The organism is Varibaculum prostatecancerukia, assembly GCF_943169825.2.
In the GTDB taxonomy this organism is placed as follows: domain Bacteria; phylum Actinomycetota; class Actinomycetes; order Actinomycetales; family Actinomycetaceae; genus Varibaculum; species Varibaculum prostatecancerukia.
This window is the reverse complement of the sequence record NZ_OW968402.1, coordinates 1,469,991-1,492,641: the sequence shown is the minus strand read 5'-3', so window position 1 is coordinate 1,492,641 and position 22,651 is coordinate 1,469,991. Positions and strand designations below refer to the sequence as shown.

The following is a 22,651-nucleotide window of genomic DNA, read 5'->3' as shown; positions in this document are numbered from 1 at the left end:
GCGGCGAGTCTATCTCGCTGGCGCCCCGCCTGATTTTTCCCAGCGATTTAAGTAGGCGTATTGCTCCCGAGGACGCCCGCGTGCTTTAGGGAGTCTGAATATTTGTCCCTAGGGCTTGGCTAACCGCGTAGCAGGCAACTGCGCCGGCAGCGGCGACGTTCAAAGAATCAACCCCGTGGCTGAGGGGGATTTTAACTAGCTGATCGCAGCCAGCCAATGCCTGCTTAGTCATTCCCGGCCCTTCGGTGCCTAGCACTAAGGCTACTTTCGGCTGTTGTCCCCGCTCCCCTTGGGAATGCAGGCAGGCGCAAAAATCTGGCAGGGAAACTGCCTGATCAGTTAGTGCTAAACCAGCAACGATAAATCCTCGGGTTTTCAAAGCGGAAGTATCGGGCCAGGTGTCAATTCGGGTCCAGGGCAAGGAAAACACGGTTCCCATCGACACTCTAACCGCGCGGCGATAGAGAGGATCAGCGCAATGAGGGCTAGTCAAAATGGCGTCAAAGCCCATCGCCGCTGCCGAGCGGATGGCGGCACCCACATTGGTGTGGTCAACCAGATCCTCTAAGATCAGCACTGCCCGCGCCTCGGCAAGCACTTCGCCCAGTTCCGGCAGAGGCGGGCGTTCCATCGCGGCGATAGCACCTCGGTGCATACTGAACCCGGTAAGGCGAGTCAGCTGCTCCTCCTTAGCTACGAAAATAGGAATATCCGCAGCCCGCGGCCCCAAAGTTTCTTGCAGGCGCTCCAGCCAATGCCGGTTGGTCAAAATGGAGCGCGGCTGATGACCGGCCGCCAAGGCGCGGGTAATCACCGAAAAACTTTCCGCTAAATAGAGACCGCGTTCGGCCTCAAAACTTTTACGCAGGTTCACGTCCTTTAACTGGGTAAAATCACGTACCCGCGGATCAGATAAATCGTTAAGCGGAATAAGCACTCATCTATCTTATGGCGTCCAGGAAGACAAAAAGATATCCACAGATTTCATAGCCGATAGTTTTCCAGGTTTTCTTATCTGCTCTTTTCACCCGAGGCTGGGTGCGCGCCAAAGTGAAGAAAAGTAAACCAAGCTTAAGGAGTAACTATGGCGACCACTTCAATACCTGCGCGTCCACCTGCAAAATCTAAGTTGGGAGCGCGTCTGCAAGACAGTGATCTCTTTGCCCTTTCAACCCCGGAATTCTTGGGGGAGGAGGGGGATAAAAATCTGCTAGAGATGCTGGAAGAGGACCCGGATCTGCCTTCCGGCCTTTACGGACCACTGGGGTGGCTGGCGGAAACCAAAATCCCCGAAATTCTTAAAAACTATGTCGCTACCGGGCAAGGAATCGGGGATTACCAGCGTTTTCACGGCTTAGATGCCGAGGGTGCGCGGAAAGTGTTGGCAGCGCTTCCTCGGGTAGCCCTGGCCGACCGGCAAAATGAAGCCCCAACTTTGTTGGCGTTCCTAAATGCGTGCATAGCCAATCCGGGGCGGGTTTACCTGTCGGGATACCTTATCGGTTCTTCGCGTTGGGACGAGCGCGTCAGCGTGGACACTATGTTTATCGTTGAAAATTCTGCTGAAGGTGTGCCGGAGCCTTCTGCGCAGCGCGCCCGCGAAATTTGGCACGCATACCAGAGCAAACTCGCCTTGGGGCAAGCCTGTGCGCCCGATGAACTCTATAGTGCCGACCCCAAATGGGCATCTGCCGGTTGGTGCCTGTGGTGGGACTAGCAATAAAAACCGGCAATAACGTCGGCTGCCGGGATACAGTTTCCCAGCTATTCAGTAAGTGCGTCCGCTATTAAGTACAATTGAGCCCGTGCTATATCGATTCTTATATAACCACGTGATTTCACGGCTTGATCCCGAAAAATGCCATAACGCAACTATGAATGCGCTGCATCTGATTTCGCGGGTTCCGGGATTAACCGCGCTAATCAGAATGTTTTTTTCGGGGTCAGTAGCTACCTTGAACAGCGGCTGGGTTGGCAGTCAGCAGGGATTAAAATCCCTGGCCAGGCCAGTTCCCGGATATCTAGGACTGGCAGCGGGCATGGATAAAGATGCCTTAGCGCCGCTGCAATTCGGCGCTTTCGGGTTTGCGTTTGTAGAGGTGGGGACGGTAACTCCTCGTCCGCAACCGGGAAATGAAAAGCCGCGCCTTTGGCGGATATTGCCACTACGCGCGGTGCGTAACCGAATGGGTTTCAATAACCAGGGAGCTGCGCAGATGGCGCGGCGCTTACAACAGTTACGAAGCACCCGCCAGGGGCGTTCCCTAGTTTTGGGGGTGAACCTGGGGAAAAATAAGACGACAGATCTGTCGAAGGCAGCAGACGATTATCGCGCCAGTGCGCTGGCGCTGGCAAAATATGCAGACTATCTGGTGATTAACGTTTCTTCGCCCAATACCCCCGGGCTGCGCAGCCTGCAAGCTAGCGCCCAGCTGCGCGAAATCGCCGAAGCAGTTAAAACCGCAGCTCAAGAAAGTGCCGGTAGGGCAGTGCCAGTGTTGGTGAAATTGGCTCCTGACCTGGAAGATTCGCAACTGGTGGAACTAGCCGAGATGGTTAAAGAAGTGGGTTTAGCGGGAGTGATCGCCACTAACACCACCATTGACCACGATTTTGGGGAGGGCGGACTCTCGGGTCCTCCCTTAAAAGAACGTGCCCTGCAAGTAGTCCGCCTCTTGCGCTCCCACTTAAACGAAGAATATCTAATCATCGGGTGCGGGGGAATCGAGGATGTAGCCTCTGCCCGCCAGTTCCTGGAGGCAGGAGCCGATCTTTTAGAGGCGCTGACTGCGGTTATCTATCAGGGTCCCAGTTTCGCCGGAAAGATAAACAAGCAGCTTAGTGCCAATCTTCCGGCACTTCCGCTACGCAATAACCACTAACTAGCCACTAGGGGCGAGAACGCATATAGGCGCGAATATCCCTGGCGTATTCGCTAATATCGGGGCGTGGGCCGCGCGAACCAGAAGGGCGGGGACGCCGCATCCGGCGCGGACTGGCTAGACGCATTAAAATATAGCGGCCGTTTCCTTTCTTTACCCGCTTATCTCCCTCAGCTACCTTCATTAGCGAACGGTTAATGATCATGGTGGTGATAATGGCTTCGATTAGCGCCAGCAGCAGCAACCCCCACATAGTGAATAGTAAAAACGAATTCAACCGTTGATTGCGAGAGAACATGATCGACAAAATCAAGAAAGCCAGCACAATCGGCATGAATAACTCGCCGATAGCGAAACGAGCATCTACGAAATCACGGATATAGCGACGGATCGGACCTTGGTCATTGACGGGTAGATAGCGTTCATCACCCTTGCCATCTAGTGCTTCCCGCTGTTTCTTGTAGACCTCGTCGCGTTGTTCGCGGCGCCGTTTGCGTGCCTCTTTTTTGTCTACTACCAGTGGTCGGCGATTGCGCGCCTGGGCATCCTTGCGTTTAGGGGTAGGGCGACCTTTGCCCGAGACCTTGTCCTCTACCGGAGCGGCGTCGTCATCTTTACTGCGTCCAAAAAGTTTCACTCATCCAGGTTATCTAGCCAGAGCGGGCTTTGGAAATCTGTATTATCTAAGGTTTCTTAACTGAGATAGAAACGCAGTCTTTCCCTCAGCCCATGCTATCGGGGTAACCTGGCAATCATGAGTGATATTTCCAAAGTAAAAGTAGCTTCAGAGAACATTTTTAATGACGTGAAAAGCGAATTGACGAAACTGGTGGCAATCCCGTCGGTTTCTTCATCCTCCCGCGAGGAAGTCGAAAAATCTGCCCACCACCTGGCGGAACTATTTTCGAATCTAGGGATGGAAACCGAGGTAAAAACCGCTCCTACTCCCGGTGGGGAAGAGGGAATGCCTGCAGTTGTTGCCCGGAAAATAGTTGACCCACAGGCCAAAACAGTTTTGTTATATGCCCACCACGATGTGCAACCTGCCGGGCCACGCGAACGCTGGAACACCGATCCTTTCGTCGCCACCGAAAAGGACGGGCGCCTCTATGGGCGGGGCACTTCCGATGACGGGGCAGGAGTCATGGTGCACTACGGGGCGTTGCTGGCGCTGGCAGATAAGTGCCCGGTTAACGTGACCTGCTTTATCGAAGGCGAAGAAGAGGTCGGCTCGCCCTCATTCCGTAACTTTATTGAAAAGTATCGGGAAGATTTGGCTGCAGATGTGATTATTGTTTGCGACTCCGATAACTGGCGGGTGGGAGAACCAGCCCTAACCGCTACTTTGCGCGGAGTGGCCAGCCTGGATGTGAAAGTCAAAGTCATGGAAACCGCCCTGCATTCGGGAGCCTACGGCGGCCCGGTACTAGATGCGGTCACTATCGCCAGCCTTTTAGTGGCGAAATGTTTTAACCCTGACGGTAGCTTGGCAGTACCTGGTCTTGGCGGTTCTACCAGTGCAGATGTGCATTATCCAGAAGAGTTATTTAAGGCAGATGCCCAGGTAGTGGACAGCTTTAAACTAGCCGGGAAGGGCGACGTGGCGTCGCGGCTCTGGAATCAGCCATCACTTTGCGTTATCGGTTGGGATCAGCGTTCCCGTGCCGAAAGCGCCAACGCCCTGGTGCCCGAAACCTGTTTGCGGCTATCGCTGCGAACCGCTCCGGGCACTTGCACCGCCGAATGTGCTCAGGCATTGAGCGATTTCCTGAAAGAAAATGCACCTTTTGGAGCCGAGGTAGAGACCGAAGTCCTCGAATGCGGCCCCTCCTATCAAGCCCAAGCATCTGAGGCAGAAAAAGATATGAAATGGGCGTTATCTAGTGCTTGGGACAAAGACGCGGTAGATATTGGTTGTGGGGGAGCAATCCCGATGACCGCCGACCTCGCGCAAGTGTTCCCCCAGGCCGATATCTTGATTACCGGGGTAGAAGATCCGGCCACCAACGCCCATTCGGAAAACGAATCCCAAGATTTAGGGGACTTACAGAACGCAATTACGGCGGAGGCACTGTTCCTTAGCCGGCTAGGTGGCCAGCTTTAAGTGCAAATAGTTCTGGCATTAACCAGCACTGCCTCCGCTAGCGCCAAAGAGCTAGGGGAGGCCTTTAAAGCTGGTTGGCAGGGTCATCAAAGCCAAGATCAGCTGGAGATCATCCCCTACTCCTATGGATTTAGGGAGGTCGCAGTTAACTTTCCGGTAGCAGATATTTTCGCTGGCACTATCGATCCGGAACTGGCAGGCGAACGGTTGTCCGCGTTATTGAAAGCGGGAAATGGTATTTACCTTCCTCCCTGTCATCTGGGACTATCCTTGCAAAGCGAATATTTGTCACCCGGAGCAGCGACTTTGGCGAACCTAGAGGAGTTACCAGATTTTCCTGCCGCCTTTATGCGGGGAGTGGCACGCGCCTATGATCGGGAAACTTCAAATCCGCAAGTGTGGGAAAAACTGGGGCGCGCCCTCGCCCATACGGTGGTAGTTACCGGCAGTCAGAAACCGCTATTTTCTGCCTCCGGGGTGCTGGCTGCGGTAGCAAAAACCCGGCCGGAGATTGCCCAAAAAACCAAGGAAAATTGGGAGGGCATACTGGGCGAGGCTAAAAAGTTCGGACACCAGCGTTATCTGGGGCTGTCCAGTGCAACTGGCTTCGGAAAAGCTCAGGAAAGCCAAATCGGGACGCTGCCAGGAGGAGGATGCGCTTTTGGGATCGGGGAACTACTAGGCAGATTGGGAGCCCGCCTAGATTTCGCGGCAGATTTCTTAGATGAGCGCACCCAACTGCCCCAGATTTTAGGGGGCGCAGATTTGCTAGTGGCGAATACCCCTGAGCTTTCCCCCTGGAATCTTTCCGGTTCCCCCTTAGAACATCTCTGCCACTTATCCGCTCCCAGCGGAATCCCGATAGTCGTGGTTACCAGTGAAAATAACCTAAGTAGAGCAGAGGGAGCCGAGATGGGAATTGACGGTATCTATCAGTTTCCCTCCGATATCGCCGGTATGAGTCAGGCCGGACTTCGCTTAGCGCGTACCTGGTCACGATAGCCAGTAGGGGCCGGCTTGGACTAGGCTAAGGACTAGCTTACTGAAACCAGACGATTGTTATAGGGAGAAACATGAGCGAAGAACAGGCTGAAAAAACAGCTACCCACAAAGTTACTTTGACCGATGCAGCCGCTGAAAAAGTAAAATCGCTGTTAGAGCAGGAAGGTCGCGATGATTTACGGCTGCGAATTGCAGTCCAGCCGGGTGGCTGTTCCGGGCTCATCTATCAGCTGTATTTCGATGAGCGTCTGCTTGAAGGCGACGCGGTCGTGGAGTTCGCTCCCGGGGTAGAGGTAGTAGTAGACAAAATGTCGAACCCCTATTTAGAGGGCGCTTCTATTGACTTCTCGGATACTATCGAGCGGCAAGGATTCACCATCGATAATCCCAATGCTGTAGGTTCTTGCGCCTGCGGCCAGTCATTCCACTAAAAACAGTCAGGATTTAACCGTGAAACGTAGACTTTCATCTTCTTTTGCTGCCCTCGCTCTTATGGGAGCCCTAATCGGCGGCGCCCTCACCGGATGTAGTAGCAACGATACTGGGGTAAATGTCGAGGGTGATTACGGTAAGGCTCCCAAGGTTAGTGCCGGGAAGGGAACCCCACCGAAAGATCTGAAAGTCGTTACTCTCAAAGATGGAGAGGGCGAAGCCTGTGGCACCGGCGCGGTGGTAGCGGTCAACTATCACGGGCAACTGTGGAATGGGAAAAAATTTGATTCCAGTTTTGATCGTGGAAACCCCGCCGTTTTTTCTTTAAAGCAGGTAGTTCCCGGCTGGGGTAAAGGCCTTAAAGATGCCAAACCGGGATCGCGCACCCTCCTGGTGATTCCTCCCGAATTGGGTTATGGGGATCAGGCAACCGGCGACATTCCCGCCGGATCTACCTTGGTATTCGTAGTGGATACTTTGAAGTGCTTCTCCGCATCCCAGGCGAAGAAAGGCCAGCAGCTGCTAGCAGAAGCTAAAGCCACCGGCGAAACTTTGCCCGGTCTGGAAGTTGACGGCAAACTAGGGGCAAAGCCGGCATTGAAGGTAACCCCAGATCAATTGGCAAAAGAGCGCAAGGTAGTAGTGCTGGCGCAAGGAAAAGGAGCGCCGCTGAAAGCTAAAGATGTGGTGATAGTGCATCAAAGCTGGGTAGACCAGGAAGGGAAGACTGCTTCCACCTGGGATAGCGCAACTCCGATGCCGCTGCAAGGGGAAAAGACACTAGCCGAGTTGGGATTAGATAAAGAGCTTGCTGGTAAAACTGTGGGATCGCGGCTAGCTTTAAGTTCCATGCAAAACGGGCAAGCCGTCGCATTCGTGATGGATATTATCGGCACCCTCTAGAAAATCTGTACAGGCTGGGTTATGCGTACTTATAACGATTTGCAACCTGCAGTTAAAACATTGAAAATGCGAGCGATAGTGCTCTCGCTCTTGGCTGCCCTGTGCCTGGGCGTCCTTTCGGGCTGTTCCCAGGGAGGATCCGATGCCTCCGCACCAGAAGTAAAAGGGAAGTTCCCGGCAGTTTCTGGCGAGTTAGGACAAGCACCCCAAATGGAGGCCGGTGCGGGCAAAGCGCCCACCAGTTTGCAGGTGCGGGTACTTCACGAGGGCGACGGACGCAAAGTAACCGCCAAAGACCAGGTGTTGATGGACACTTTGGGTAACCTGTGGGACGGAAAAACCGTGATGACCACCTTCAGAATGGGAGACTCTGCCCAAGGCTATGCGATGAGTGACGTTATCGCCGGCTGGAAACAGGGTCTGATCGGCAAGAAAGTTGGCTCGCGGGTGCAGCTTACCGTACCTCCACGCTTAGGTTTCCAAGGTGAAGCCGCCAAGAGAATCCCCGCCGATTCCACTATGGTGTTTGTGATCGACCTGATCAGCGCCATGGATTTAAGTGATATTTCCGCACTGAAACACGCGAAGAAAATCGACGAGTCTTTCGAGAAGCTCCCTAAAGGAGTAAAGATTACCGGCGGCCCCGGCAGTCAGCCGCAGCTGGATATCGATCCCGATATGCCGGCTCCGCAGTTAAAACAGGTAATCATGCTTTACCAAGGCACGGGACCGAAACTAGAACCGGATGATTTTCCGGGAGTACATTTGACTGCCGCCAGCTATCAGCAGGGTAAATGGGGAGAGGTATCCAGCTCCTGGGTCAGCGGGAAAATGGTGTCTACGCCCGCTACCGTGCAGACCACCCCGCAGTTCTTAGGGGTACCCATCGGCTCGCGGATGGTGATGATAGAGCCCGCAGAAGGCGCGCGCCAAGGGGCGAAGGCACATCCAGCGCGGATTGCTATCTACGACATTGGGGCGAAACAAACCAGTACCCGCCTCGGGTGACAGTTTAAATCCGATTGTAAAATCCGGGTCTGGCTCGGTAAAAGCACTCCGGGGACCCCGTGACCTGCTCCGCAGGTCAAGCCCCTCTCGTATCTTTTACCGGCCGCGACCCTAATCTGAAATCGTATCCGCGTGGGAAAAACTTTTCCCCCGCTTTACACTTTTCCGGGAAGGTATAAATACGTGGGGGGAGCGGTTTTCCCGAGTAGGTGCGGTGGGCATAAAAATTCGGGAAGCGCGTATTAGCGCTTCCCGAATTTTTGGGCAGGAGGGGAAATCGCTCCCCCGCGTTAGTTGCTAGGCCAGGTTGATTAGGGACTTAAAGTTCTTTTCGGCGTTTTCGAAACGAGCAGAAACGTTTTCCCAATTAACTACGTTCCACCAGGCCTTCACGTAGTCAGCTTTCACGTTCTGGTAGTCCAGGTAGAAAGCGTGCTCCCACATGTCCAGCATGAGCAGCGGAGTTACCCCGACGGGCACGTTTCCTTGCTGATCGAAGAGCTGGAAGATGATGAGCCGCGAAGAAATGGAATCCCAAGCCAATACGGCCCAGCCGGAGCCTTGTAGTCCGGTGGCTGCCGCTGAGAAATGCTTCTTGAAAGCCTCGAAGGAACCGAAGTTTTCGGTGATTGCCGCGGCTAGTTCGCCCTCGGGCTCCCCGCCGCAATCCGGGCCCATATTAGTCCAGAAAACCGAATGGTTGGTGTGTCCACCCAGATTGAAAGCCAGATCTTTCGAGTACTGGTTGACTGCTGCCAAGTCTCCAGCTTCGCGGGCGGCTGCCAGTTTCTCTAGGGCGGCATTTACGCCGTTCACATAGGTGTTGTGGTGCTTGTCATGGTGAAGTTCCATGATTTTGCCAGAAATATGCGGCTCTAAAGCGGCGTAATCATAGGGCAGTTCCGGAAGCGTGTATTTCTCCATATAAATGGTTCTCCTTTTGTATTGTTATTGTCCACCTAACTTCCCTCCGGTCAGATGGCATCTGTTATCTAGTCTAGGCGCTAAGTCCTATTTTTGCAGCGCTCGAGCGCGTATTTACCGGCTAATCCCGGTTTGTGAGGAGGATGATGCGCGGAAAATTTAGGAAATGGGGATGACATTAGACAAGCGGACAATGCAAGGGCGTGATAGTCGGTTACAATGAAAGCCAAAAGTCCTTTTAAATATTTACCTAAGGAAGCAGAAAATGGCGGAATCGGAAGAGAACCTACAGATTTTGTTGTACAGCGATGACCGTGAGGTGCGCCGGCAAGTAATCGAAGCAGTAGGAATTAAACCGGCGGCAGATTTGCCGAAAATAACTTGGGATGAAACTGCAACCGCCACGATTACCCAGGACAAGGTACTAAATAATCGTTATGATCTGCTGATTCTTGATGGGGAAGCCACTAAGATTTCTGGGATTTCGGTAGCGAAGTCTCTAGCTGAAGAAAATGACAACCTGCCCCCAATCCTGATTTTGACCGCGCGTCCGCAAGATGAATGGCTTGTCGGATGGGCGGGAGCTACCAAAGCGGTGGAGCGTCCCCTCAACCCCCTAAAGCTGCAAGAGGCCGTAGCTGAACTGCTGCGCTAAGCATTTTTAATTTCAAGGAGATTTTCGCTGCTTAGGATCCTGGTCTCCGCCCTCATAGTTGGAAAGAATACGGTTTTCTAGCCTGAGCCAAGGTCTCCCGTAACTGGGTGCGAGAAAGCATTCCCTGGGCAGGCCAGGCCAAAGCCGCTGTACCCCGTATCCGCACGATCCGGGTTCCCGGTTGATAAAGTTGCTGCGCCAAGACATGTAGCTGCTCCCAAAGGATGCCCTGGCCAAGGAAGTGCGGGGCGCTCACCGGGAAAACTTCCGCTAGTGCCGCAACGGTTTGGTCAATCGCGATTTTTGGTGCGTTAGCACAGGTAAAAGCAGTTCCCACTACTTTTCCGTAGGCGAGAGCCACATATACCCATCCTCCGTGGGGAGCGGGGAGGGCAAAAATAAGTTCTTCCGCGCCTAGAAGCGGGGCCAATAATTCTTGTTCCGCACCCGCGCGCAGCAGCGAAAAAAGCTGTTCGCGGATCACTGCCGCCTGCTCGTATTCTTCATTTTCTGCCAAGTTCCGAACTTTTTCTAGCAGGGTATCAACCGCAGTCAGTTCCGCGGCGGATTTATTAGCAGCCAGCTGCGTTAGGTGCTGAGCATACTTTTCTTGGTTCTGCGGGCGACAAGGAGCAAGACAGGCGCCTAACTGTTCCAAATAACAACTGTCCGCAGGAGCTCCGGGGGAAATCTCTTGAGTGCAGGTGCGCAGGCTCCACTGCTGCGAGAGTACCCGGCGGACTCGCTCAGCGCTTTTGCGGGTAGAAAACGGCCCGAGGATGCGGGAATGGGTTTCGCGCTCTACTCGCTTAGAAAGTCTCAGGCGGGGAAAATCTTCATCGGTTAGCTCTAGCAGCCAATATTTATCAGGACGGGTGCTGGCACGGTTGAATGGGGGATTAAGCCGGGCAATCAAGTCTAATTCTTTGAGCCGCGCCAAAAGTACATGGGGAAAACAATAATGCCGGATATGGCACGCGGCAGCTAACATTTCTCGCATTTGCCGACGTTTTTCACCCACCGTGGTGTAACTACCTACCCGGGTTCTCAGGTTAGAAGCCGACCCCACGTAGAGAGGTTTTCCTTCCTCGTCCTCAAAGATATAGACCCCAGGGCGCTCCGGTAGATTGACTCCCAACACCCGTTTTGCCCGAATCTGGCGGGGTACCTTTTGTAAAACCCGAAAATCTTGGGTGTGGGTGAGACCGGCTCCCTGCCCCAAATCCAGCAGCCCTTGCAGCACCGTCACGGTTGCTAAAACATCTTCGAGGGCGCGGTGAGTGGGCTTTTCCGCGCCAAAATATTTAGCGAGGGTAGCTAGGCGGTGATTGGCGACGAAGGGACGGGGAAGTAGCAGGCGGGCAATCGCCAAGGTATCTACGGTGAGGGCGTGAGGTAGGGGAGCATCTAGTTGCTCGGCGGCGCGGCGCAAGAACCCGGTGTCAAAACTGGCATTGTGGGCAACCAGGGTATTTACCGGAGGAGAGTCGGGGTGATCGGCCCTCCAAAAAGCAAGGAAACGCGGAAAAACTTCCTCCAAAGGCTCCGCAGCAAGCACCATCGAGTTAGTGATTCCGGTGAGTGCCACTATTCTTGGAGGGATCGAACGGCGGGTTCGCACTAGAGAACGAAAAGTTCCGCAAAGGCGCCGCTTATAGTAGCGGGCAGCCGCTATTTCGGTGATTTCCGCACCTGCGCCCATTCCCGTGGTTTCCAGGTCAACCACCAGGAAACAACATTCCGCCAGCGGGGTTCCTAGCTGTGAAAACTCGCCTTGGGGTGCCAGTTCACCACTGGAAGGTAACAGAGTGCTGAGGTGATTCTTCAGGGCGCGCGAAGGTGGGCCAAAAAATTGAGCGCTCACACCCTCGCCCCATCGTCATCCCCCCATTTATTGGTCAAGGGGCTACGGCCGCGCGGACGCAGATAGATGAGGAGAACGCAAAAAATCGTTAAATCTAAGAACCCCAACACATGAAGCCAGAACGGCAGGGTGACTCCCGTGATGTAGGTGGCCACCCAGGCCATTAGCACTACGACGGTAATCACTAAAACGCGCATGGCTCCGCGGGGACGGGGACTGGCAGGCAGCGTAGGGGGTTGAAACTGCTCATCTGGCTCGGATAATTCGTAATCTCGCGGTCCAGGCGCAAAAATACCGGTATCATCTAACCTAGATGTAATATCTAAAAATTCATCATCTACGCGACGTTGACTTGGGTTGCGGCGGCGATGCGCCCCCCACTTCTTGGGGAGTTTCATAGTCGTTAGTCTAGCCGGTCTTTAGGGATCGGCCAGTTAGCCCGGGCGGGAAGGAAGCTTACGTGTTTTACCGGATGCTGAAAGTAATCCTGGGACCGATTCTAAAGGTTCTGTACCGACCCTGGATTAAAGGAGCCGAAAATATTCCCGAGACCGGGCCAGCGATTCTGGCCTCCAATCATCTGGCGGTGATTGATTCTTTCTTTTTGCCGCTAATGATTGACCGGGAAGTCGTATTTGTGGGCAAAGCTGACTATTTCACCGGTAAAGGCCTGAAAGGCGCTTTCGTGAAGTGGTTTATGACCCAGGTGGGCACTATTCCCATTGACCGTTCCGGGGGAAAGAAATCCCAGGCGGCCCTGCAAAAGGGGTTGGCGCGTTTGCAGGAGGGTGAACTATTCGGTATCTATCCCGAGGGTACCCGCAGCCCTGATGGGCGACTTTATCGTGGTAAAACCGGCTTGGCGCGTCTGTCGCTACGTTCGGGGGCACCGGTGATTCCGGTGGCGATGGTGGGCACCAATATTGCCCAGCCGATTGGTACCCGGATTCCGCGTTTGCACCGCATCGGAGTGGTTGTTGGTGAGCCTTTGGACTTTTCTCGCTACCAGGGCATGGAAAATGACCGTTATGTGTTGCGGGCGATCACCGACGAGATTATGTATTCCCTAATGAGCCTATCCGGGCAAGAATACGTGGATCTGTATGCAGCGGACGTAAAAAAGGCGCTAGCCGCCAAGAAAGATGACGAGGACACGGGCGCCGTCGAGCCGAAAGTGGAAGCTCCTGGGGGCAGGCAGGCTCCTAAAACTGAGGTGCCGGAGCCTCCGGAAGAAACTGCAAGCGAGGACGAAGAACCAAAAGAGTAAACCCCGCTGGGGAGTCCTCGGAGTCTTCCGCTATTTTTTGCAACTTACCCACCAGCTGTGGATAGGGTTGGTTCCCAAGCTGGGTTATCCTGTTTTACCTGTATGGATGGGAAAGGTGCCGATCTCCTAGAGTCCTTTAAGGAATATCGACTAGAATGTTAAATGTCGGGGCCAAAACTGGCCAAATAAATCTTTTGGAGGAGATATGACCATTAAACGGGTGGCACTACTGACTGCCGGTGGCTTTGCACCTTGCCTATCATCAGCGGTTGGCGGATTGATTGAACGTTATACCGAACTGGCCCCGGAAGTTGAAATCATCGCCTATAAGCACGGATATCACGGGTTGCTTTCCAAGAATTTTATTGTGGTAGACGAAGAGGCACGTAAAAATGCCGGCCTGCTGCATGAATACGGTGGTTCCCCGATTGGTAACTCTCGGGTCAAGCTGACTAACACCGAAGATTTGGTTAAACGCGGTCTGGTTAAAGAGGGCGTTAATCCCCTGGAATTTGCGGCTAATCGCTTGGTAGAGGACGGGGTAGATGTCCTGCACACTATCGGTGGGGACGATACCAACACCACCGCCGCGGATCTTGCGCACTACCTGCATGAACACGACTATGAACTGACCGTGGTGGGGCTGCCGAAGACTATTGACAACGACATCATTCCGGTGCGGCAATCCCTGGGGGCTTGGACCGCAGCCGATAACGGAGCGCTGTTTGCAGAGCACGTAATCGGGGAGTGCCAGTCTAACCCGCGGGAATTGATTATTCACGAAGTAATGGGACGTCACTGCGGTTATCTCACAGCTGCGACTGCCCGTTCCTATCGCAAGCTTTTGGACAAGAAAGAATGGTTGCCTTCCATGGGGCTCACCCGCGAGTCTCGCGATATTCACGCCATTTTCGTGCCTGAAGCACATATAGATATCGAGGGCGAGTCTGCGCGTCTTCGAAAAGTTATGGACGAGGTCGGAAACGTAAATATCTTCCTTTCTGAGGGCGCCGGGGTCAGCGAAATCGTGGAGCAGATGGAGCAGGCAGGGGAAACAGTTCCCCGCGATCCCTTTGGCCACGTGCAGCTAGACAAGATTAATCCCGGTCAGTGGTTTGCGCACCAGTTCGCTGAGCGCATCGGAGCTGAAAAAGTCATGGTGCAAAAGTCCGGTTACTTCTCTCGGGCTTCGGCGGCGGGAGTAGAAGATCTGCGGCTGATTAAATCCATGACCGACTATGCGGTGCAGTGCGCACTGGAAGGCAAAGCCGGTCTGATTGGTCATGATGAAGAAAATGGGGATCTGCTGAGCTCGATCGCTTTCTCCCGGATCAAGGGTGGTAAAGCCTTCGATATTACCACCCCCTGGTTCCAGGAAATGATGGCTAACATCGGGCAGGAAGTAGAGCCCGCGTAGCTTTACCATTGTCCGCTTAGCCTGCCGGCAACAGCTAAGTGAAGACGATATTCGCTTAACTAAAGTTTCTTTGGCTCTCGCCGCGTGCGGCGAGAGCCAAAGAAATTATTACTGTCAGTTTTTCAGGGAAGGTGTTAATGGCGCCTCCCTATGACAAGCACGTGGGCAAAGAAGTAAATAAATACCGGTGCCACAGCAAACTAAACAGGGAATAAGTCCATCTCTCGGATTTATTCGTCTTAAAATCTAAAACTTACTAGGGTGGATTTCGTGGACGAGAAAACAACTAAGGCTCTGAATTCGTGGCGGGGGTGCCCCGCAACCCAGCAGCCCAGCTATCCAGATCAGGACAAGCTACGAGAAAAGCTAGCTGATCTGCGCACTCGTCCCCCATTGGTGTTTGCGGGGGAAGTAGATGCCTTAAAAGAACTATTGGCAGAGGCCAGCAGGGGACGCGCCTTTGTGCTTACTGGCGGGGACTGCGCGGAAACTTTCGCGGAATCAACCGCTAATCGGGTGCGGCTGAAAATCCAGACCATTTTGCAAATGGCAATTGTGCTCACCTATGGGGCTTCCTTGCCGATTGTAAAAATGGGGAGGATGGCTGGACAGTACGCTAAACCTCGCTCCAGCGATTCCGAAACCCGTGACGGAGTTACTTTGCCGTCTTACCGGGGAGATGCAGTCAACTCTTTCGAATTCACCCCCGAGGCTCGCACTCCAGACCCCGGACGGCTTCTAGATACCTATACTCGTTCGGGCACCACTTTGAACCTGATCCGCGCCTTTACTCAAGGCGGATATGCCGACCTACATCGGGTACATGAATGGAATCGCGGTTTTACTTCTAATCCTGCCTATAAACGTTTCGATGTTTTAGCTGGCGATATTGACCGCGCGATTTCCTTTATGGACGCTGCCGGGGTTAGCGCCGATGAACTACGCACCGTGGACTTTTATAGCGCCCACGAATCCCTACTTTTAGAGTATGAACAAGCTATGACCAGGGTAGATTCTCGTACAGGTGATCTTTACGATACCTCTGCGCATTTCCTGTGGATCGGGGAGCGTACCCGTCAGGCAGATGGGGCTCATGTGGAGCAACTTTCGCAAGTAGCCAATCCCTTGGGGGTGAAAATTGGTCCCGACGCCACCGGCGATGATTTAGCTAGGTTGCAAGATAAACTCAATCCTGAGGCCGATCCGGGACGTCTATCCTTCATCACCCGGATGGGGGCGCAGGCACTAAAGTCTTCGCTACCTGCGCTGTTAGAGGCGCAAAAGCGTGATGGCCGGCCCGTCACCTGGATGTGCGACCCTATGCACGGTAATACTATTCAATCTTCCTCCGGCTATAAGACTCGTAGCTTCGAACGCATCCTCGAGGAAGTGGCCAGTTTCTTTGCCGCTCACCAAGAAGCGGGCACTATACCTGGCGGAATTCACGTGGAACTTACAGGCGATGATGTTACCGAGGTAATCGGGGGCAGTGAACGACTGACAGAAGATGCCTTGAAGAACCGTTATGAAACCCGAGTGGATCCGCGGCTAAATCACCAGCAATCTTTAGAACTGGCTTTCCAGGTGGCGGAAATGTTGCAAAAACGCCACGACACCTTGGGTAATCCTCTGCGCGAACCCTTAGAGCCCTGGGGTTACACGGTTTAGACCAGACCTCTAGGGGCGCTAGAGCTGCGTCCTGCTAAAGCTCGAGGATGCAGACTATCTAGATCAGGGAAAGTCTCTCGCTAGACGTAGGTCAAAGTAACCGTAGATCCGTTCTTTAGTTTGGTACCCCCACCAGGGGATTGGGAATAAACCCGATTGGGGGCAATTCCTAGGAGTTGTTTTTGAACATTCACCTGGAATCCCAGATCCGTGAGCTTTTGTTTAGCTTCCTCCATAGATAAAGCGGTTACGTTAGGGACTTCAACCATCTCTGGACCTTGCGAAATCCGCACTTTTATCTGGTCATGATGGTAAACGGTAGTTCCTGCCTCCGGTTCTTGTCCGATCACTTTCCCGCGCGGAACCGAATCGGAAAACTCGGTGGTTTTTTCCATCTCTAACTTGAGATCACTAAGTGTTTCCGCTACCTCGTCTTCGGTTTTACCGGCTAAATCCGGTAACTTAATCGGTTCCTTGCCTTTTGAAATTGTTACTTTCACTTTGGAGTGGTGACGTAAAGTAGTACCGGCTTTCGGATCCGTAGCAATGATTTTTCCCTTTTCGACTTCATCGGAGTATTCCGCGCTGGTGCCGGCTAGTTTCAGCTTCGCTCCTATAAGTAGTTTCGCGGCCTGATTACCATCTTTACCCGTTAAATCGGGGACTTTTACGTATTCAATTCCCCGAGAAATATACAAGTTTACCTGGGACTTTTTCCATGCCTTTTCGCCGGCTTTGGGATCAGTGCGAGTCGCCTTATTAGGGGCAATAGTATCGGAATACTCGCGACTAATTTTCACCTTTAACTCTGCTTTTACCAGCATGGATTTGGCTTGTGCCGCGGATTTCCCTTCCACATTAGGTATTGCTACTCGCCCTCCGGGACCCAAAGTAAAATACCATCCAGCGGCAGCTCCCGCCAGCACCAAAATGCAGGCGATAACCGCAGCTACCAAGCGTTTTTTGCTGTTCTTTTGGGGAGGGGTGTCTGGAGTCTCCTCCGCACTGTCAGCTGCAACCACAGCTACTGATTTTCCTTGGTTGGAGACAGGCGGGGTAGCGGAAGAATCACTGTGAGCAGGCGCGCCATGAGGACGAACTGGAGCTGCAGGTACTTGCGGGGAGGCGACCGGTAAAACCGGCAGCACTGCAGTACCACCTCTTCCTAGGGGGGTGCGTTCAGTTTCTTTTTCTTGGGGCAGGTCTACCGGGCGCTTAGCTTTCCGTTCACTCAGCTCGGGACTTAGACATTCCGATACCGCCCTCACTAGCTGTAGAGCAGCTCCGGCATCGACCGGGCGGTCTTGGGCATCGCGGGCAGTAAGCGCCGCAATCAAGTCATCGACCTCGCTGGGAATCCAAGGCACAGTATCGGAAAGCGGGGGAACATCCTCGCTTACATGCTGCCACGCGGTACGAATCGCGGTATCGCCTTGGAAAGGCGGCACCCCGCTGATCAGTTCATAGGCCATAATCCCCACGGAATACACATCGCAACGGGCATCCGAGGTGGTCTGGGAAATAAGTTCCGGAGCCAGGTAGGTGACCGTCCCCATCACCGATCCGGTAGTGGTGCCAGTAGCTTGATTAACTGCGTGAGCAAGTCCAAAATCAGCTACTTTTACTTTTCCGGAGGGAGCCAACAAGATATTTTCTGGTTTAATATCCCGGTGGATAATCTGCATCCCATGCGCGGCCTGCAAAGCCTCTAAAACTTGCTCCGTGATTTCTAAGGCACGTCCTAAAGACAAAGCGCCTTCTTTAGTCAGTACCTGGCGCAGGTTCGGTCCGTTAATAAACTCCATCACCAGGTAGGGGCGCCGCCGCCAGGTTCCCTGATCAAAAATCTGCACAATTTCCGGATGCATCAAGCGGGCAGCTGAACGCGCCTCCGCCTCGAAACGCTCTACTAGAGAGGGGGTGTTTGCCAAGTGGGGATGCATAATTTTGAGCGCCACATCGCGTCCCAGCCGTTCGTCGTGGGCGCGGTAAACACTGGCCATCCCGCCGGTATCTATAATGCTTAAAATCCGGTAGCGCTGATCTATCAGACGTTTCAACATCTGGTCTTCATCGCCTGCACGCTGCTCTATTTCCGGAATCTGCTCGCTGTTTTTTCCAGCTGCACGCGGGATGGACGATTCCCGCGGGGAGTTGCTAGGGCGTCCTCTAGCTTCCGGATCGATACTCATAAGGCAATCCTAGCGGGCGCTTGCCCTATTGCCGGTAAGCGGCGCGGGTAGGAACCGGCTTGCCACCTTAGATAGGCTAAGAACATGGATATGATCAGTTTCGCGGAAGTCGCCGAGCGCCTCGGGGTAAAAGTTACTCGTACCCACCGCCTCCTAAAAGAACATCGCCTTTTGGCCTTACCTGATGAACAGGGAAAACTGCAGATCGTAGCGGATAGCCTACTGGAAACCCCACAGGGCTGGACTTTGATTGAGCGTCTGCCCGGCACCATGCTAACCCTGATAGATGGGGGTTTTAGCGTTCAAGAGGCAACCGAGTGGGTGCTTTCTGCCCAACCGTTATTAGACGAGCAGCGCCCGCTGGATTTATTGCGCGCCGGAAGCCACACCAAAGTTAATTCAGTGGCAGCCATGCAGGCTCTTTAAGCAAAATATTTTAGGATTCGCGCTCAACCAGCGCCCGTCCGAGCTTAAGCAGTGCCTGGCGGCCAGCACTATCAAAATCACCGCTTGTTACTAGGGCATCACCTTTAGCGGCATATTCTGCGATTAGTTCGCGGTGTCGGCTTTTTACCCCTTGCACAGTTAAGGCTTCAGTTACCGCCGAAATCTGTCCGGCAGTAGCTGCCCGGTTGCCAAACACGTAATGCAACCCCTGCCGCGCGGAATCGCTAAGCATCTGTTCCGCTAGAGACCACAATGCGGTTTTCTTCCCTTCGGTTAAGTCACCGCCTGCAGGCTTTCCAGTCTGGCTGGGGTCACCGAACACTCCGAGTTCATCATCGCAAAGCTGAAAGGCGACTCCCCAGTATTCCCCGATGGTGAAAAGGGTTTTCAGTTGGGTGGGGCTGGCACCAGCTAGGCGCGCCCCCAAGGTTAGCGGATGCGCAACCGAATAACGCCCTGACTTGTGGCGAACCACCGTTAAAATTCGCTCTCGCGCTACAGCGGGATCAAGTTCATCAGTTTCGAGCCGCAAGTCCAGGTACTGACCGGCGGCCACTTCCCGGGTCATCTCGGTCCAGTTGGCGAAAAAAGCATTAGCGTCTTTGCAAGCAGAGGTGACCGCGAAAGCACATTGATCGGCTACCGCCAGCAGTAAATCTCCCAGTAAAATCGCGGCAAAACTGCCATATTCTTGCGAATTGCCTTGGCGTTTCTCGCTGAGATGCTGTTTCGCGAAACTAATATGAGCTGCATCTTTTCCCCGTCGGAGGGGAGAGTTATCAATAATGTCATCGTGGACGAGGGCGCTGGCTTGGTAAATCTCTAGGGCCACTCCCAGGTCAAAAACCTGCTTGGGAGGGCGGGAATGGTTACCGCTGATCGCGGCCCAGCCGGTATGGGCGAGGCGAGCGCGGGTGCGTTTACCTCCGGAAAGTGCTGCCAGTCCCACTTGAAATAATTCTTCCACTCCCTCGAGGTCGCGCCAAGGCTGCAGCCCGCTCTGCCACGCCTTCGGTAATAGTTCGTCAATCTGGGTGGAAAACTCCTGTTCAGTGGGCATTAGCTGCTACTTCCTTTCCCTGCGTGTTCTACTCTGGCCGCGAAACTTCCCTGGATATGTGCTAGAAAGTGTGGTATTGAATTATAATTGTTGAGCATTCTCTATGAAAACGTTTAGGAATCAGGAAAGGTCGCTGTGACTACTAAACCTGCTCAATCTGAATCTAGCGCGAAAACTTCCTCGAAAGCTAGTGCCACCGCCAGCACTCGGAAAACGACTGCTGCTAAGACCGCTAAGAGCGCGGCGAAAAAACCCGCCACCAAGACTGCGGCAAAGAAGACTACTGCCGCCAAGACCGGTGCGAAGAGCACGGCGAAGACTACAGCCTCGGCTAAGAAGAATACTACGGCGAAAAAGACTGCTGCTGCCAGCAAAACCGCGACCGCTAAAAAAACTACTAGTGCAGCGAAAACTAAGGCTTCGGAGTCATCGAGCAAATCGACGGCTAGGAAGACTGCTGCCACCAAGAAGGCGGCGTCCAAACCGGCAACAAAGAAGACTGCTACCGCAAAAAAGACTACTGCAGCCAGCAAAACGAGCGCTACAGCTAAGAAAACTACTACTGCTGCGAAAAAGACCACTGCAGCCAGCAAGACCACCGCGGCTAAAAAAGCCGGTACTGCCAAGACCGCTACTTCGAAGGCATCAGCTAAGACTGCAGCCTCTAAGCCGGCAGCAAAGAAGACTACTACGGCTAAGAAGACCGCTGTAGCCAGTAAGACCGCCGCGGTGAAAAAGACGACCGCGACTAAAAAAGCCAGTACCGCCAAGACCGCTGCGAAAGCTCTGGCAAAGACTACTGAGGGCACAGCGAAGACTGTGTCCTCCAAACCGGCAGCCAAGAAAACTACTACGGCGAAAAAGGCTGCTACCAGCAAGAAGGCTACGGCCTCTAAGCCGGCAGCAAAGAAGACCTCCGCTGCTGCGAAGACTACTAGCGCAGCTAAAGCGAAGACTGCTGCCTCGAAAACGGCGGCAACTAAGAAGACCACGACTGCGAAAAAGACCGCCGCAGCCAGCAAGACCACTGCAGCGAAGAAAACTACCGCGGCTAAAAAAGCCAGTGTCGCCAAGACTGCTGCGAAGGCTCCGGCAAAGACTGCAGCTTCTAAGCCGGCAGCAAAGAAGACCTCCGCTGCGGCAAAGAAGACCAGTGCGGCTAAAGCTAGCACCACCACTAAGGCTGCTTCTAAGGCTACTTCGAAGACCGCGACCTCTAAACCGGCGGCAACTAAGACGACCGCCGCAGCGAAGAAAACTACCGCGGCTAAAAAAGCCAGTACCGCCAAGACCGCTGCGAAAGCTCCGGCAAAGGCTTCGGCGAAGGCTGAAGAAACCAAGACGAAAGCAACAGCCAAGAAGTCGGCAACTAAGAAGACTGCTGCCACCAAGACCGGTGCGAAGAGCACGGCGAAGACTGCCACCAAGAAAACTAGCGCAAAAGAAAAGGAAATTGAGAGCACTCTTCAGGATGAAGAGCAAGAGCTCACGGTAAAAGATGCCGAGGTAGATGAAGATACGGTTGAACCTGGTGACGAGGATTTAAGCAGCGAAGAAGAAATTGACATCGAATCGGAGCTCGACGATAGCGACGAAGATGAAGATGACGAAAAGCATGGTGAAGATCGCGAACCCGAAGAAGATGAGGAAGAAGAGGAAGAAGCTGCTCCCGCCACTGCCGCTGAAGGCTTAAGTAAGGCGATTGCCCAGGCAAAAGCTAATGCTAAGGGGCAAAAGAAAGGCAATGCCTTCACCGTTTCTGATTCTGATGAAACCGATGAACCTGCGCAACGAGTCACGGTTGCAGGAGCGACTGCAGATCCGGTTAAGGACTACCTGAAACAGATCGGGAAAGTTGCGCTGCTAAACGCCGCAGAAGAGGTAGATTTGGCACGGCGCATTGAGGCAGGTCTTTATGCGCAGCACAAGCTGGAAACTGAATCGGAAAACCTGACTTCTAAGATGCGTCGGGATCTACATTCTTTGGCGATTGATGGTCAACACGCAAAGAATCACCTGCTAGAAGCCAACTTGCGTTTGGTGGTGTCACTGGCGAAACGCTACACCGGTCGGGGAATGTTGTTCTTGGATCTGATTCAAGAAGGTAACCTGGGTCTGATTCGTGCAGTTGAAAAATTCGACTACAGCAAGGGATATAAGTTCTCTACCTATGCAACCTGGTGGATTCGGCAGGCGATTACCCGCGCGATGGCTGATCAGGCGCGCACTATCCGAATTCCCGTCCACATGGTCGAGGTAATCAATAAGCTTGCACGGGTACAGCGGCAGATGCTGCAGGATTTGGGGCGCGAACCTACTCCCGAGGAGCTAGCTAAAGAACTGGATATGACGCCTGAAAAAGTGGTGGAAGTGCAAAAGTACGGTCGGGAACCGATTTCTTTGCATACCCCTCTGGGCGAGGACGGCGACAGCGAATTTGGGGATCTGATCGAAGACTCCGAGGCGGTGGTACCAGCCGATGCAGTCAGCTTCACTTTGTTGCAAGAACAGTTACGTAGCGTCCTCGACACCCTGTCCGAGCGGGAAGCCGGGGTAGTGTCGATGCGTTTCGGTTTGGGTGACGGTCAGGCGAAAACTTTGGACGAGATCGGGAAAGTTTATGGGGTTACCCGTGAACGTATCCGCCAGATTGAATCCAAAACTATGTCGAAGTTGCGTCACCCCTCGCGCAGTCAGGTGTTGCGCGACTACCTGGATTAGGAGCGGCGTCACACTTTTAACTTTCCGCCGTCCTTGCTACTGGCAAGGACGGCGGTTTAGTTCTGCCAGGCGCGAAAGCTCGATCCGTGGCGTGACTTCCGCTCG

21 protein-coding genes are annotated in these 22,651 nt (G+C 53.6%); 13 read left to right on the top strand and 8 right to left on the bottom strand.

Annotated elements, in window-relative coordinates:
* Positions 1-85: 85 nt before the first annotated feature.
* Positions 86-937, bottom strand: coding sequence for a TrmH family RNA methyltransferase (locus KO216_RS06515; protein WP_215523440.1), 852 nt, complete (start codon positions 935-937; stop codon positions 86-88).
* Positions 938-1,084: 147 nt separating this feature from the next.
* Here KO216_RS06515 and KO216_RS06510 point away from each other — a divergent pair, with 147 nt between their 5' ends.
* Together KO216_RS06510 and KO216_RS06505 are read left to right on the top strand one after the other, a co-directional pair.
* Entirely contained in the window at positions 1,085-1,717 is a 633-nt protein-coding gene (locus tag KO216_RS06510) for a hypothetical protein (protein ID WP_215523439.1), read from the top strand.
* Between the two features lie 115 nt (positions 1,718-1,832).
* Complete coding sequence (locus KO216_RS06505; protein WP_374047475.1) at positions 1,833-2,882, top strand: quinone-dependent dihydroorotate dehydrogenase; 1,050 nt, start codon at positions 1,833-1,835, stop codon at positions 2,880-2,882.
* 7 nt (positions 2,883-2,889) lie between these two features.
* On the opposite strand, the gene KO216_RS06500 is transcribed toward KO216_RS06505, so the two are convergent.
* The gene (locus KO216_RS06500; RefSeq protein ID WP_215523437.1) at positions 2,890-3,519 is read right to left on the bottom strand and encodes a DUF3043 domain-containing protein; all 630 of its coding nucleotides are present in this window, start codon (positions 3,517-3,519) and stop codon (positions 2,890-2,892) included.
* Positions 3,520-3,636: 117 nt separating this feature from the next.
* Between KO216_RS06500 and KO216_RS06495 the strand changes: the two genes are divergently transcribed.
* The 5 genes from KO216_RS06495 to KO216_RS06475 all read left to right on the top strand — a co-directional run bounded on the left by KO216_RS06495 (position 3,637) and on the right by KO216_RS06475 (position 8,331).
* Positions 3,637-4,986 (top strand): M20/M25/M40 family metallo-hydrolase, encoded by a 1,350-nt coding sequence (locus tag KO216_RS06495; RefSeq protein WP_215523436.1) that lies wholly within the window; start codon positions 3,637-3,639, stop codon positions 4,984-4,986.
* A complete protein-coding gene (locus KO216_RS06490; protein WP_215523435.1) occupies positions 4,987-5,988 on the top strand; it encodes a hypothetical protein in 1,002 nt (333 codons plus the stop codon).
* A 71-nt stretch (positions 5,989-6,059) separates the two neighbouring features.
* Positions 6,060-6,419, top strand: coding sequence for an iron-sulfur cluster insertion protein ErpA (gene erpA, locus KO216_RS06485; protein ID WP_215523434.1), 360 nt, complete (start codon positions 6,060-6,062; stop codon positions 6,417-6,419).
* 19 nt (positions 6,420-6,438) lie between these two features.
* Positions 6,439-7,323, top strand: a complete 885-nt coding sequence (locus KO216_RS06480; protein ID WP_251451948.1) for an FKBP-type peptidyl-prolyl cis-trans isomerase — start codon at positions 6,439-6,441, stop codon at positions 7,321-7,323.
* A 21-nt stretch (positions 7,324-7,344) separates the two neighbouring features.
* Positions 7,345-8,331, top strand: a complete 987-nt coding sequence (locus KO216_RS06475) for an FKBP-type peptidyl-prolyl cis-trans isomerase (protein ID WP_215523433.1) — start codon at positions 7,345-7,347, stop codon at positions 8,329-8,331.
* Positions 8,332-8,628: 297 nt separating this feature from the next.
* Here KO216_RS06475 and KO216_RS06470 read toward each other — a convergent pair whose 3' ends face one another.
* Positions 8,629-9,255 carry a superoxide dismutase gene (locus tag KO216_RS06470; RefSeq protein WP_215523432.1) on the bottom strand — a complete coding sequence of 209 codons (627 nt, stop codon included), beginning with the start codon at positions 9,253-9,255 and terminating at the stop codon, positions 8,629-8,631.
* 265 nt (positions 9,256-9,520) lie between these two features.
* Here KO216_RS06470 and KO216_RS06465 point away from each other — a divergent pair, with 265 nt between their 5' ends.
* A complete protein-coding gene (locus tag KO216_RS06465; RefSeq protein WP_215523431.1) occupies positions 9,521-9,910 on the top strand; it encodes a response regulator transcription factor in 390 nt (129 codons plus the stop codon).
* Between the two features lie 52 nt (positions 9,911-9,962).
* On the opposite strand, the gene KO216_RS06460 is transcribed toward KO216_RS06465, so the two are convergent.
* Together KO216_RS06460 and KO216_RS06455 are read right to left on the bottom strand one after the other, a co-directional pair.
* Positions 9,963-11,774: a DEDD exonuclease domain-containing protein gene (locus tag KO216_RS06460; RefSeq protein WP_215523430.1), complete on the bottom strand. Its 1,812-nt coding sequence runs from the start codon at positions 11,772-11,774 to the stop codon at positions 9,963-9,965.
* Complete coding sequence (locus KO216_RS06455; RefSeq protein ID WP_215523429.1) at positions 11,771-12,172, bottom strand: hypothetical protein; 402 nt, start codon at positions 12,170-12,172, stop codon at positions 11,771-11,773. The genes KO216_RS06460 and KO216_RS06455 overlap by 4 nt, the downstream gene beginning before the upstream one ends.
* A 74-nt stretch (positions 12,173-12,246) precedes the next feature.
* Here KO216_RS06455 and KO216_RS06450 point away from each other — a divergent pair, with 74 nt between their 5' ends.
* From KO216_RS06450 to KO216_RS06440, 3 genes are all read left to right on the top strand, one after another.
* Positions 12,247-13,041 carry a lysophospholipid acyltransferase family protein gene (locus tag KO216_RS06450; RefSeq protein WP_374047511.1) on the top strand — a complete coding sequence of 265 codons (795 nt, stop codon included), beginning with the start codon at positions 12,247-12,249 and terminating at the stop codon, positions 13,039-13,041.
* Positions 13,042-13,246: 205 nt separating this feature from the next.
* Positions 13,247-14,458, top strand: coding sequence for a pyrophosphate--fructose-6-phosphate 1-phosphotransferase (locus KO216_RS06445; protein WP_215523427.1), 1,212 nt, complete (start codon positions 13,247-13,249; stop codon positions 14,456-14,458).
* A gap of 270 nt (positions 14,459-14,728) precedes the next feature.
* Complete coding sequence (locus tag KO216_RS06440) at positions 14,729-16,126, top strand: class II 3-deoxy-7-phosphoheptulonate synthase (RefSeq protein WP_251451945.1); 1,398 nt, start codon at positions 14,729-14,731, stop codon at positions 16,124-16,126.
* An 80-nt stretch (positions 16,127-16,206) separates the two neighbouring features.
* Here the strand turns inward: KO216_RS06440 and pknB are convergent, their stop codons facing one another.
* Entirely contained in the window at positions 16,207-18,318 is a 2,112-nt protein-coding gene (gene pknB, locus KO216_RS06435) for a Stk1 family PASTA domain-containing Ser/Thr kinase (protein ID WP_215523425.1), read from the bottom strand.
* 84 nt (positions 18,319-18,402) lie between these two features.
* Between pknB and KO216_RS06430 the strand changes: the two genes are divergently transcribed.
* The gene (locus KO216_RS06430) at positions 18,403-18,744 is read left to right on the top strand and encodes an Rv2175c family DNA-binding protein (RefSeq protein WP_215523424.1); all 342 of its coding nucleotides are present in this window, start codon (positions 18,403-18,405) and stop codon (positions 18,742-18,744) included.
* 10 nt (positions 18,745-18,754) lie between these two features.
* Here KO216_RS06430 and KO216_RS06425 read toward each other — a convergent pair whose 3' ends face one another.
* The gene (locus KO216_RS06425) at positions 18,755-19,825 is read right to left on the bottom strand and encodes a polyprenyl synthetase family protein (RefSeq protein WP_215523423.1); all 1,071 of its coding nucleotides are present in this window, start codon (positions 19,823-19,825) and stop codon (positions 18,755-18,757) included.
* Between the two features lie 152 nt (positions 19,826-19,977).
* Positions 19,978-20,667, bottom strand: coding sequence for a hypothetical protein (locus tag KO216_RS06420; RefSeq protein WP_309547287.1), 690 nt, complete (start codon positions 20,665-20,667; stop codon positions 19,978-19,980).
* Here KO216_RS06420 and KO216_RS06415 point away from each other — a divergent pair.
* Positions 20,645-22,546, top strand: coding sequence for an RNA polymerase sigma factor (locus KO216_RS06415; protein WP_251451939.1), 1,902 nt, complete (start codon positions 20,645-20,647; stop codon positions 22,544-22,546). The two genes, KO216_RS06420 and KO216_RS06415, sit on opposite strands and share 23 nt — an antisense overlap.
* The last annotated feature ends 105 nt before the right edge of the window (positions 22,547-22,651 follow it).

Bases quoted from the DNA above. Each gene is read 5' to 3' on its own strand.
- KO216_RS06465 (WP_215523431.1), top strand. From the start codon at position 9,521: ATGGCGGAATCGGAAGAGAACCTACAGATTTTGTTGTACAGCGATGAC.
- erpA (WP_215523434.1), top strand. From the start codon at position 6,060: ATGAGCGAAGAACAGGCTGAAAAAACAGCTACCCACAAAGTTACTTTG.
- KO216_RS06510 (WP_215523439.1), top strand. From the start codon at position 1,085: ATGGCGACCACTTCAATACCTGCGCGTCCACCTGCAAAATCTAAGTTG.
- KO216_RS06495 (WP_215523436.1), top strand. From the start codon at position 3,637: ATGAGTGATATTTCCAAAGTAAAAGTAGCTTCAGAGAACATTTTTAAT.
- KO216_RS06425 (WP_215523423.1), bottom strand. From the start codon at position 19,825: ATGCCCACTGAACAGGAGTTTTCCACCCAGATTGACGAACTATTACCG.
- KO216_RS06430 (WP_215523424.1), top strand. From the start codon at position 18,403: ATGGATATGATCAGTTTCGCGGAAGTCGCCGAGCGCCTCGGGGTAAAA.
- KO216_RS06450 (WP_374047511.1), top strand. From the start codon at position 12,247: ATGCTGAAAGTAATCCTGGGACCGATTCTAAAGGTTCTGTACCGACCC.
- KO216_RS06455 (WP_215523429.1), bottom strand. From the start codon at position 12,172: ATGAAACTCCCCAAGAAGTGGGGGGCGCATCGCCGCCGCAACCCAAGT.
- KO216_RS06445 (WP_215523427.1), top strand. From the start codon at position 13,247: ATGACCATTAAACGGGTGGCACTACTGACTGCCGGTGGCTTTGCACCT.
- KO216_RS06470 (WP_215523432.1), bottom strand. From the start codon at position 9,255: ATGGAGAAATACACGCTTCCGGAACTGCCCTATGATTACGCCGCTTTA.
- KO216_RS06475 (WP_215523433.1), top strand. From the start codon at position 7,345: ATGCGTACTTATAACGATTTGCAACCTGCAGTTAAAACATTGAAAATG.
- pknB (WP_215523425.1), bottom strand. From the start codon at position 18,318: ATGAGTATCGATCCGGAAGCTAGAGGACGCCCTAGCAACTCCCCGCGG.